Annotated in this window: 7 protein-coding genes; 2 read left to right on the forward strand and 5 right to left on the reverse strand. The window is 44.6% G+C overall.

Translation table 11 applies throughout. The features are described from left to right. Window positions 1-229 precede the first annotated feature (229 nt). Window positions 230-724, reverse strand: a complete 495-nt coding sequence (locus BJP37_RS30495) for an NAD(P)H-quinone oxidoreductase subunit N (protein ID WP_075904547.1) — start codon at window positions 722-724, stop codon at window positions 230-232. Window positions 725-1,634: 910 nt separating this feature from the next. Here BJP37_RS30495 and BJP37_RS30500 point away from each other — a divergent pair. Continuing rightward, window positions 1,635-2,999: a hypothetical protein gene (locus BJP37_RS30500; RefSeq protein ID WP_075904549.1), complete on the forward strand. Its 1,365-nt coding sequence runs from the start codon at window positions 1,635-1,637 to the stop codon at window positions 2,997-2,999. Window positions 3,000-3,149: 150 nt separating this feature from the next. On the opposite strand, the gene BJP37_RS30505 is transcribed toward BJP37_RS30500, so the two are convergent. From BJP37_RS30505 to BJP37_RS30515, 3 genes are all read right to left on the reverse strand, one after another. Beyond that, window positions 3,150-4,211 (reverse strand): endonuclease/exonuclease/phosphatase family protein, encoded by a 1,062-nt coding sequence (locus tag BJP37_RS30505; RefSeq protein ID WP_075904551.1) that lies wholly within the window; start codon window positions 4,209-4,211, stop codon window positions 3,150-3,152. A 362-nt stretch (window positions 4,212-4,573) separates the two neighbouring features. Beyond that, window positions 4,574-5,689: a SpoIID/LytB domain-containing protein gene (locus BJP37_RS30510; RefSeq protein ID WP_075906619.1), complete on the reverse strand. Its 1,116-nt coding sequence runs from the start codon at window positions 5,687-5,689 to the stop codon at window positions 4,574-4,576. Between the two features lie 269 nt (window positions 5,690-5,958). Continuing rightward, window positions 5,959-6,690: a 5'-methylthioadenosine/S-adenosylhomocysteine nucleosidase family protein gene (locus tag BJP37_RS30515; protein ID WP_075904553.1), complete on the reverse strand. Its 732-nt coding sequence runs from the start codon at window positions 6,688-6,690 to the stop codon at window positions 5,959-5,961. Window positions 6,691-6,887: 197 nt separating this feature from the next. Between BJP37_RS30515 and BJP37_RS30520 the strand changes: the two genes are divergently transcribed. Next, entirely contained in the window at window positions 6,888-10,136 is a 3,249-nt protein-coding gene (locus tag BJP37_RS30520; RefSeq protein ID WP_075904555.1) for a CHAT domain-containing tetratricopeptide repeat protein, read from the forward strand. On the opposite strand, the gene BJP37_RS40320 is transcribed toward BJP37_RS30520, so the two are convergent. Beyond that, window positions 10,082-10,309 carry a hypothetical protein gene (locus BJP37_RS40320; protein ID WP_158069831.1) on the reverse strand — a complete coding sequence of 76 codons (228 nt, stop codon included), beginning with the start codon at window positions 10,307-10,309 and terminating at the stop codon, window positions 10,082-10,084. The genes BJP37_RS30520 and BJP37_RS40320 overlap by 55 nt on opposite strands. Between the last annotated feature and the right edge of the window lie 218 nt (window positions 10,310-10,527).

Genomic DNA, 10,527 nt, shown 5'->3' on the forward strand with positions numbered 1-10,527 from the left:
CCAACTTAAAAATTCAAAATTACGTAAGCTATCAGCTATCAGCTATCAGCTATCAGCTATCAGCTATCAGCTATCAGCTATCAGCTATCAGCTATCAGCTATCAGCTATCAGCTATCAGTATTTAGCTTATGCCTTAGGTCACAGGCTAGAAGCCTGTGCCACGCTTTTGAATAAAATAAGCTGACCGCTGACCGCTGACCGCTGAATGCTTACAGAGCTATACCGAGACTATAAATTGGCTACAGAAACGAGTCCCGGCAAAGTCTCTTTGAGGGGTTGCCAACGGAAAGCACGATCTCCTCCCATCTCTAGGATTACTTTTACTCGTGGTTCTTGCTGGGGCAATGTGGTTAGATAGTCAACTTCTTGACTAGATAGAATAATTCCTTCAATAATCCACAGCACCAACCCTTTAGATTTGGGAGATAGGGCTGACAGTTGGTAGGTGACCAAGGGTGGCAGGTAGTAAACATCACCGACTGCAGATGATTTACCCATATTTTTCTTGCCCAGATGAGGAGGGCGAACACCGTGAATTCCAGTTAGATAAGCGGCTGGATCTCCTAGTCCTTTGGCAGTAATGGAAACGGTGGTATAGCCAGCAGCTCGCAAACGCCGCTGATAACGACCTTCAAACCCACCTTCTAATGGTGCATAAACTGCCAATGCACCAGACTTTTCTAGTGCCCGGATGAATGACTTGCCGGTGGTGATCAGTGCCATTGCTACCTCTGCTTCTGGTTTAAGTTTTGTGAACTGCTGTCAGCCTTCCATTTTGACACTCCCCCCTCTAAAGAGACGGGGATTCCTAGATCTGCGACCGGCCTTAAACCTTCGTGTCCAAGTCTCTAACTCTGTCAGAAGTTTGGCAATATCTAAACCGAAATCCCGTCAAGACTAAGATTTTAGTTCAGTTCACGAAAGACCCAGCGGGCTAGTCTCCTTAGGCGTTTAGTTACTTTTTGAGAAGTGCCTTATGAAGTCCGTTGCTTCCCTGTTTCACCTGGTTCCGGCGTGCCGGAGACGAAACCTTAGAAGAGTGGAGCCTTAATCAAAAAGGTTAAAACTTTTTAATCATAGCCGACTAACTATAAAGGCTCCACTCTTCTTACGGTAACTTCTAACCCCGCCGTACCGTTTAGTTTCAAGTTGTGTCTTGCTGGGTTCACACACCAATTGTTAGTTGATGGTTGGGTTTTTAAGGAGGACTTTCCCTACCCTCCGGGCATTTCTACTTTAAGGTCAAGCAGTGGCGGGTCTCTCTCCCGGTTGCGCCTCGGATTCTCAGCCTGTACCCATATCTTCATATTACTCTAGCGCGAAGGTATTGTCAACCTTTTGCCAAAAATATTTCTAGGCGACTAAAGTCGCTGCGAGCCTACATCCGGTGGTTTAAAAACACGGGGTTTTGGCTTGTGAGAATTTCCATAAAAAAAAGGTAATCAGAGTTCCCAAATTTAAAAAAACTATACTAGAGATACTAGGGAAATTTACATAGACCTCAAGTATAGCATTCATAGTATCCCATTGATACATAGTATGTTTTCCGGTTCGGTGATGTCCGACATGTCCGACCTTTCTGTTTTATAAAGCTATTATCTTTGAGCGCAACTAAGTATTAGAAAACATAATTATGGCTCCCAATCCCACCATCATGAAAGCTGTTGAGCAGCTAGACTACCGCGTCACTGTTGGGGATGTTGCTGCCCAAGTGGGTTTAAACATCCATCAAGCCGAGCAAGGTTTACTTGTCCTGGCCTCGGAAGTAGGTGGACATTTACAAGTGGCCGAGTCAGGGGATATTGCTTATCTGTTTCCCAAAAACTTTCGCGCTATTCTCCGCAACAAGTCCTTAAAGCTACAGTTGCAAGCATGGTGGGAAAAGGTTTGGGCTGTTTTATTCTACCTGATTCGGATTTCCTTCGGGATTTTCCTTCTGCTTTCCATTGTGTTGATGATTGTTGCGATCGCATTTATTGTTCTGAGCCTCAAAGCTGGCAGTGACAATGATTCGGACGGAGGAGGCGGAGGAGGAAGTCGTTCTGGTGGTGGCGGCGGAATCCTGTTTTTGCCCCGTTTATGGATTGGACCGGATCTGTTTTGGTGGTTCAACCCATCATACTCCCACAGTAATGCTCGCTCGAGACGGCGAAATTCCCGTTCTAAGGAGGAAGAAACGCAAATGAATTTTTTAGAGGCTGTTTTCTCCTTTCTGTTTGGTGATGGCAATCCCAATAGTAATTTAGAAGAACGTCGCTGGCAAACCATTGGTACTGTAATTCGCAATTCCGGGGGGGCTGTGGCAGCGGAACAGATTGCTCCCTATCTTGATGAGCTAGGAGAAAGCTACCAGCGAGAGTCAGAAGACTATATGTTACCAGTGCTAATCCGATTCGATGGACGCCCAGAGGTTAGCCCCTCAGGGGATATTGTCTATCACTTCCCTAAGTTGCAGACAACTGCTGCCAAACAGAATCAACAATCTGTGCCAGCTTATCTTCGTGCCAAGTTGTGGCAGTTTTCTCTGGCAAGCAGTAACCAGATTATGCTGGCGATTGGGTTAGGGAGTGTAAACTTCGTTTTAGCCTTAGTCCTGGGTTCCCTGTTGCAGGGGGGTGAGATTGCTGCACAGCTAGGAGGGTTTGTAGTCTTTGTGCAGCTAATTTACCCTCTGTTATTGGCTTATGGCGTAGGATTCTTGGCTATACCGTTGCTTCGATACTTCTGGGTTCAGCGGAAAAAGAAACAGATTGAAGCTCAGAATCGAGAACGGCAGAAAAATGCGATCGCACTTAATCAGGCTGATCAGGCTTTACAGAACAAGATTGCCTATGCGGAACAGTTTGCCGCTCAAAATGTGATTCGGGAAGACAATTTGGTTTATAGCAGTGAGAAGGATTTATTGGATCAGGATATAGAACGGAAAGACCAAATTGATACGGAGTGGGAACGGCGCTTAGAATTGGGGTCTACTCAGAATCTTGATACAACTAACTAATTACGTAAGTATATGCGCTACGCGCACGCTACGCGAACAGCGGTCAGCGGTCAGCGGTCAGCTGTCAGCGGTCAGCTGTCAGCGTGGAACAGGCTTCGACGCTTTCACTTCACTCAGATTCAACAAATGGTTACCTTTTTGATTCAAAATCTAACTTCTAACTTCTGACTTCTGACTTCTAACTTCTGACTTCTGACTTCTGACTTCTGACTTCTGACTTGGGCGTAGCGCTATATCGGTAATTACTGGAAGATGATCGGAACCAAGATCAGGGCCAGTTCTCATCTTGATCACCTTAACATCTGGACTGACTAAACAGTGGTCTACAGGAATAGATAACCAAGGGTTGGCTGGTGAAAATTGTGATAGGGTTGGTAAAATCCCAAACCCAGCACGAGCGTCACGCAATCCCGAACTTTCAATTAGACGTTTATAATAGGGTGACCACATCGTAACGTTTAAATCACCAATTAGCACAACTGGTTTTTCAATTTGTTTTATATAATTCCCAATCTCGTCTTCTAGATCTTGATTGCGCCACTGCCAACCTTGCTCTCCCAAATCCCCTTGCTTCCCAAAATAAAATTGTGGATAGGAGTGAGTAACAATTACTGAAGCGTCTGCGCCAGCAATGCTTAAATCTAATTTGACTAAACCACGAGATTTCCCGTATTCCAGAATTTCTGATTCTTGTAATGGTAAACGACTGTATACTTCAATCTGAAGTTCTGGAATACTAATAGTATAGGGTAAAATATCCCTTAACTCTTCTAATTGTTCCGGCCAAGGGTCTTTGGCTTCTAAAAAAGCAGCAATAGTCGGCTTTTCTTCTTTCACCAAGGCAATAGCATCACCATACTGGGTATTGGAAGAAGAGACATTGAACAGAAACAGACCCATGGGTTCACCAGAAGCACCAAAGCTTAGTTTAGGTATATACCAAGGAATGATTTCTGTCAAGTTAATCAATAAGCAAAATAACGTGACTATCAACCAAAATTTGCGGCGAGTTAGGGCAAAATAAATTAATGGTAACAGCCCTAATAACAAATATTGATGTTTAAAATGAGTCGTGAATTCTAAGTAGATGTTATCTCTAAAAAAATAGCTAGTTACGGAGACTAAGGTAACAACAATAGTTAAAATTATAAATAACGATAAAATCCAGTTGTTTAATACCTTAACTAATGGATTAGAAGTCGAGTTAGTCATCAACTTTGCCTCTACCGTAATTGTTATGCTAAATAAACAGTCTGTAAGAGGGAACAGGGAACAGGGAACAGGGAGCAGGTTTTTCAGATTTTTTAATAATTGTAAAATAGGCAATTGAAAGCAACACCAGCTTACTTAAAGTTAGCCCTTATCAATACTTCCTACTCCCTACTCCCTTCTCCTTTATAAAACCAATAACAACAGTACCTCACCCTATCGATATAGCACTACGCATTAAAGTGTTTGACATTGATACAAGCAGCAAAAGCTGTTCTAGTAAACTATTGCCTATTGCCTATTGCCTATTGCCTATTGCCTATTGCCTCTTGCCTATTGCCTATTGCCTTGCGCGTAGCGCCATATCAATCAATCTGGGATAGTTTAGCACTAGAGTAATAGTGACTCAAAATTTGTAGGTAATTCAATCCCCGACGGGATAAGTTGTAGGCTCCCCACTGACTTAACCCCAATCCGTGACCATAACCACGACCGTTGAATTGGAAACCATTTTCGGTTTTAGACACGGTAAACAGCCGACTTTTCAGACCTAGGATTTTGCGTAATTCCTTGCCCTTAATCGTCTTTGTACTCCTACTGCCTTCTACTTTAAGAGTGATCACCCTGCCTCGGGGTGTCCTTTCCACTGGGGTCATGGCGATAATATTACCAACACCAGGAATCTTCTGGCTCAGTTGACTAGCAGAAAAGCTTTTTGTCCACTGGTAGACTGGTGTGCCCTGATCGTAATCAGGTACACCCTGTAGATATGGAATGGGTTCACTCCACCAAATATCTTCTACATTTTCTGTATGTCCTCCAGAGGCAGCATGGAAAACAGCGAGAATCACTTTATTACCATACGTCATGATCTGTCCCGCTGTGGCATTAACCGCTTGATGAGTGCTGGCGGTTTCGCTATTTAGACCTTTGTAAACTTGCCAACGCTGGGTATCCCCTATATCATAGATATCGCTCTTGGATTTGTTCCGTTGATGCAGCACATAGGAACGAGCTGCTACTGCTTGGGCTTTCAAGGCTTCTATCGGCCAACTGGGACTCATTTCTGCCCCAATCACGCTATAGAGATAGTGTTCTAAATCAACATGGTTGACTGCTGTTAACTTCTTCTGAGAACTAACCAGTCGAGTGCGTCCCCGATACCAGCGATCGCCAATCCAAACATAACCATTGTCTTTTGGTTCAATCCAGAGGGATTTCCCTTGCCACTGACCTAACTTGATCCCACTACCGTTAGTTTCCGCAGTCATACCCGCCATGGCTTTTAAGTCTCCCACGGCTTGACCTGTCCCATCTCGGACAATGGCTGTGGTGGAACTCCCCAAGGTTACCTGTTTGACTCCTTGCTCAACCGCTATCCGCAGTTCTACCGCTGCCTGAACTGGTGCAATGAGAACCATCCACAATAAAAAAGAGAGCCACCAATGACGCCCTCCTAGAACAATGATTGACTTGAGCATAGTTACAATAAAGATGGGAAAGCCTTTTGATGCCATATTTACTAGTTACTGATTACTTATACGAAGAGGAATCTTGTTGTCCTGATTAACAGCGATTCGATCTTACTCCCAGTTGTTCCAATTAGATTTGTGTTGTTGAGCTTTGACAGTTAGGCGTAGGGTGCGTTAGGGACGGGCTCCCCTTGATTTTCCCACTATTGACATCGGTTGAGATAGCCCGGCCCGTAACGCACCACCGGGTCAAACAGCTAATCGTTGATTTTACTTTATTAAGAGAAAAGCCTAATACTTACTTGCTGTAATACTTTCAACCCTCGTAGGGAACCTCGAATTAGTCTGGTAGCTGCTATTGGTTGCTTCAGCATACCCATGGCTAAGGGGAAGGGTTTCAGTGACCCATCAGCACTAATGGCTGGGGTGAGGTCTGGCATATTATCGTAGTAGCTATCATCACTAATCACTCTTACCATTGCTACAGCAAATCCTTTGGGATTAAGTACCGATAGGGTAGCAAATCCTTCCATATCTACTACATCAGCTTGGTAGCTCTGACCGAGTTGACGCTTTTCTGAGCTCGACCAAATTATGCGATCGCTACTCAATCCCCTGACTAAATTAGCCTTTTTGCCCAGTTGCTGCTGAACTAAGCTAGTCAGTTGGCTGCAGCACTGTTGCACCAGTGGTTGAGGTCTATCTTGGTTTCGGTCAATAGCAACACAATCGTTATACACAACAATATCACCAACGGAATAGTTAGGAGATAAGCTGCCACACAATCCCATCAGCAGTACTTTAGGTAGGGAGTGCTGGGGAAAATTTGTTGTAGTTTGTAACCATGTTTCTAGATACTGAGTTACAGGCTCTTCTCCTATCGGAATAGATAAAATCAGAGGTTTAGGACGACCAGTAATCTGCTTGATTCCTCGACAAATTGCTTGATATTCTGCTCCTTGGGGAACAAGAATGATCGTGACCGGAATAGTTAGTTGGGAAAGGTTCATAATTTAGGAAAGGGAACAGGAAGGGTGATCTCATATTTGTAAAAAAGTTGGGTAGGGTGCGTTAGGGACGGACTCGCCATGATTTTATCAGTAGCCAGTATTGGAACAGTCCGTCCCGTAACGCACCACAGGTTCAAACAGCATGCATTGAGATGCACCCAACAGGAATAGGTAATTAATTTTCTCTAGGTGCTTCTATGAATTTAAATAAACCAAAACGGCCAACAATTTGGGTAACAGCTCTAGTTAGTTTGATCTCAGTAGGACTAATTACGCCCCAGCCCACAGTGGGACAAACTACCATTGCCCAACAACAGGAATCAGCACAAGCACAACTAACCAAAGCTGAACAACTGAGTCAACAAGCATGGGTACTGAAGGAGCAAGGGAAATACTCCGAAGCGATTCCCCTCGCCCGGGAAGCTTTGAGGATTCGACAGCAAGTGCTCGGGGAAGAACACGCAGATGTGGCAGAAAGCCTCAATAATCTGGGGTTACTCTACGATGCAATGGGAAGGTACGAAAAGGCGGAACCCTTGTTAACTCAAGCCTTGGATATGAGGAGACGGTTGCTCGGGGAAGAACACGCAGATGTGGCAACCAGCCTCAATAATCTCGCGGTACTTTACCAATCCATGGGAAGGTATTCAGAGGCGGAACCCTTGTATACCCAAGCCTTGGAAATGTGGAGACAGTTGCTGGGGAACGAACACCCTAATGTGGCAACTAGCCTCAATAATCTGGCTTTACTCTACCAATTAATGGGAAGGTACCAACAGGCGGAATCCTTGTATACCCAAGCTTTGGAGATGTGGAGACTGTTACTGGGTCAAGAACACCCATCTGTGGCACAAAGCCTCAATAATCTAGCGGCACTCTACTATTCAATGGGAAAGTACCAACAGGCGGAACCCTTGTATACCGAAGCTTTGGAGATGTATAGACGGTTGCTGGGGCAGGAACACCCATTAGTGGCAAAAAGCCTGAATAATCTGGCTTTACTCTACCAATTAATGGGAAGGTACCAACAGGCGGAACCCTTGTATACCCAATCCTTGGAGATGAACAGACGGTTGCTGGGTAACCAACACCCATTAGTGGCAAAAAGCCTGAATAATCTGGCAGAACTATATCGTGCAATGGGAAGGTACCAACAGGCGGAACCCTTGTTAACCCAAGCCTTGGAGATGTATAGACGGTTGCTGGGGCAGGAACACCCATTAGTGGCAAAAAGCCTGAATAATCTGGCTAATCTCTACCAATCCATGGGAAGATACCAACAGGCGGAACCCTTGTTAACCCAAGCTTTGGAGATGAACAGACGGTTACTGGGTAAAGAACACCCTGATCTGGCATTAAGCCTGAATAATCTGGCTTTACTCTACCAATTAATGGGAAGGTACCAACAGGCGGAACCCTTGTATACCAAAGCCTTGGAGATGAACAGACGGTTGCTGGGAAACGAACACCCAGATCTGGCAAAAAGCCTCAATAATCTGGCGGGACTCTACAAATCCATGGGAAGGTACCAACAGGCGGAATCCTTGTATACCGAAGCTTTGGAGATGTGGAGACGGTTGCTGGGGAGCAAACACCCATTAGTGGCATTAAGCCTCAATAATCTGGCGGAACTCTACAAATCCATGGGAAGGTACCAACAGGCGGAACCCTTGTATACCCAAGCCTTGGAGATGAACAGACGGTTGCTGGGTAACGAACACACATATGTAGCAAGAACCTTCAATAATTTAGCTGTTTTACATCAAAGTCAAGGAAACATTCAGCAAGCCCTAGAGTTTCTCGAAGCAGGATTAGACATCCAAGAACTCAATCTGGAACGTAATCTCGTTTCTGGTGCTGAAAAGCAAAAACGGGACTACATTAAAACTATCTCTGGCACAAGGGATGCAGCCATTTCTCTACACCTAAATTCAGCTCCTGATCATGAAAGAGCAGCTGGTCTAGCGTTAACAACTATCCTCCGTCGCAAAGGTCGTTTACTCGATTTCTTGACCCATAGTCAGCAACTGTTGCGTAAACGCTTAGATTTCCAAAGCCAAAAATTACTAGACCGACTCAACAATACTCGCACCCAACTCGCTAACCTCACCTACAACCGACCCGATAAGCTTTCCCTTGAAGAATATCGTAATCAACTCAATGAATTAACTAATCAGGAACAGGAACTAGTCGCAAAAATTAGTCGGCGCAGTCGTGAATTTGCCCAAATCAATCAACCAGTTACCATCGAAACTATTCAACAACTGATTCCTGAAGATACGGCACTGGTAGAATTTGTAGAATACAAACCCTACAATCCCCAAGAGGATAGTTTTGGTAATCCCCGTTATGCCGCCTATGTACTCCGTTCTCAAGGCTCACCCCAAGGCATGGATTTAGGGGAAGTAGATGCGTTTAAATCTCTATGGGAGACACTTGAATTATCCCTTCAAACCGTATATCTTCCCATCTCTAAGGTAAAACAAGCAGCCCGCAATGTAGATGAGAAGCTGATGGCGAAAGTTCGTCCTTTGTTGGGAAATAGCCGCAGGATTTTATTGTCTCCAGACAGCTTCCTCAACCTCATCCCCTTTGAAGCTTTAGTAGATGAAGACAACCGGTATTTAGTAGAAAGCTATGGTTTTACCTACCTCACCTCCGGTAGGGATTTACTGAGATTATCCAATCCTAATCCCAAGCTTACCCAACCAGTACTTTTGGGAGCACCAGACTTTGATAATTCCGCTCAAACTACTGCCCTTGGGGAAGAAAACCAGATAGTAGCAACCCGCAGCTTACGTGACTTTAATCCTTCCGAGTGGGGCTTATCGCCTTTACCGGGTGCTCTTGAGGAAGTGAATGCGATCGCAAAGATGCTGGGTGTAGAGCCCTTGTTGGGTGCTCACGCTAATGAAGCAGCATTGAAACAGGTTACTCGTCCCAGAATACTACATATCGCTACCCATGGTTTCTTCCAAGAAAGACCTGATTCGGAAGAGTTTACTAATGGGGATAATGCTTTACTTCAGTCATGGTTAGCATTAGCAGGAATTAAGGACAACAAGCGAGAAAATGATCATGAAGATGGCATCTTTACAGCCTTAGAAGCAACCGGATTAAATTTATCAGGTACAAAGCTAGTGGTGTTATCAGCATGTAATACAGGTTTAGGCAATATCAGTGCTGGAGAAGGAATATATGGATTGCGTCGAGCTTTAGTGATTGCTGGGTCAGAAAGCCAAGTCATTAGTTTGTGGAACGTGAATGATGAGGCTACGAAGTATCTAATGGTGTCTTATTATCAAGGATTGAAGGATAACCAAGGGCGTTCTGAGGCTTTGCGAAGGATTCAGTTGCAAATGCTAGGAAGTCCAGAGTATAACCATCCCATTTATTGGGCGAGTTTTATTCCTTCTGGTAATTGGGGCTCTATGGATGGGGAGTAGGGAGTAGGGAGTCGGGAGTAGGGAGTAGGGAGTAGGGAGTAGGGAGTCGGGAGTCGGGAATAGGGAGTAGGGAGTAGGGAGTAGGGAGTAGGGAGTAGGGCATGTTGGTGGAATAGGCATCTTAGTGGAACGGGCATGTTGGTGGAACGGGCATCTTGCCCGTATCCTGCCACAACCTGACAACCAAATAACCTTCAACCAAATAACCTTCAACCAAATAACCTTCAACCAAATAACCTTCAACCTTCAACCTTCAACCAAATAACCTTCAACCAAATAACCTTCAACCTTCAACCTTCAACCAAATAACCTTCAACCAAATAACCTTCAACCTTCAACCTTCAACCAAATAACCTTCAACCAAATAACCTTCAACCTTCAACCTTCAACC

It is taken from the genome of Moorena bouillonii PNG (assembly GCF_001942495.1).
Taxonomy (GTDB): domain Bacteria; phylum Cyanobacteriota; class Cyanobacteriia; order Cyanobacteriales; family Coleofasciculaceae; genus Moorena; species Moorena bouillonii.

What these genes read in the sequence shown, in the direction of transcription:
- BJP37_RS30505 (WP_075904551.1), bottom strand. Translation starts at nt 4,211, where the DNA reads ATGACTAACTCGACTTCTAATCCATTAGTTAAGGTATTAAACAACTGG.
- BJP37_RS30495 (WP_075904547.1), bottom strand. Translation starts at nt 724, where the DNA reads ATGGCACTGATCACCACCGGCAAGTCATTCATCCGGGCACTAGAAAAG.
- BJP37_RS30510 (WP_075906619.1), bottom strand. Translation starts at nt 5,689, where the DNA reads ATGCTCAAGTCAATCATTGTTCTAGGAGGGCGTCATTGGTGGCTCTCT.
- BJP37_RS30515 (WP_075904553.1), bottom strand. Translation starts at nt 6,690, where the DNA reads ATGAACCTTTCCCAACTAACTATTCCGGTCACGATCATTCTTGTTCCC.
- BJP37_RS30520 (WP_075904555.1), top strand. Translation starts at nt 6,888, where the DNA reads ATGAATTTAAATAAACCAAAACGGCCAACAATTTGGGTAACAGCTCTA.
- BJP37_RS30500 (WP_075904549.1), top strand. Translation starts at nt 1,635, where the DNA reads ATGGCTCCCAATCCCACCATCATGAAAGCTGTTGAGCAGCTAGACTAC.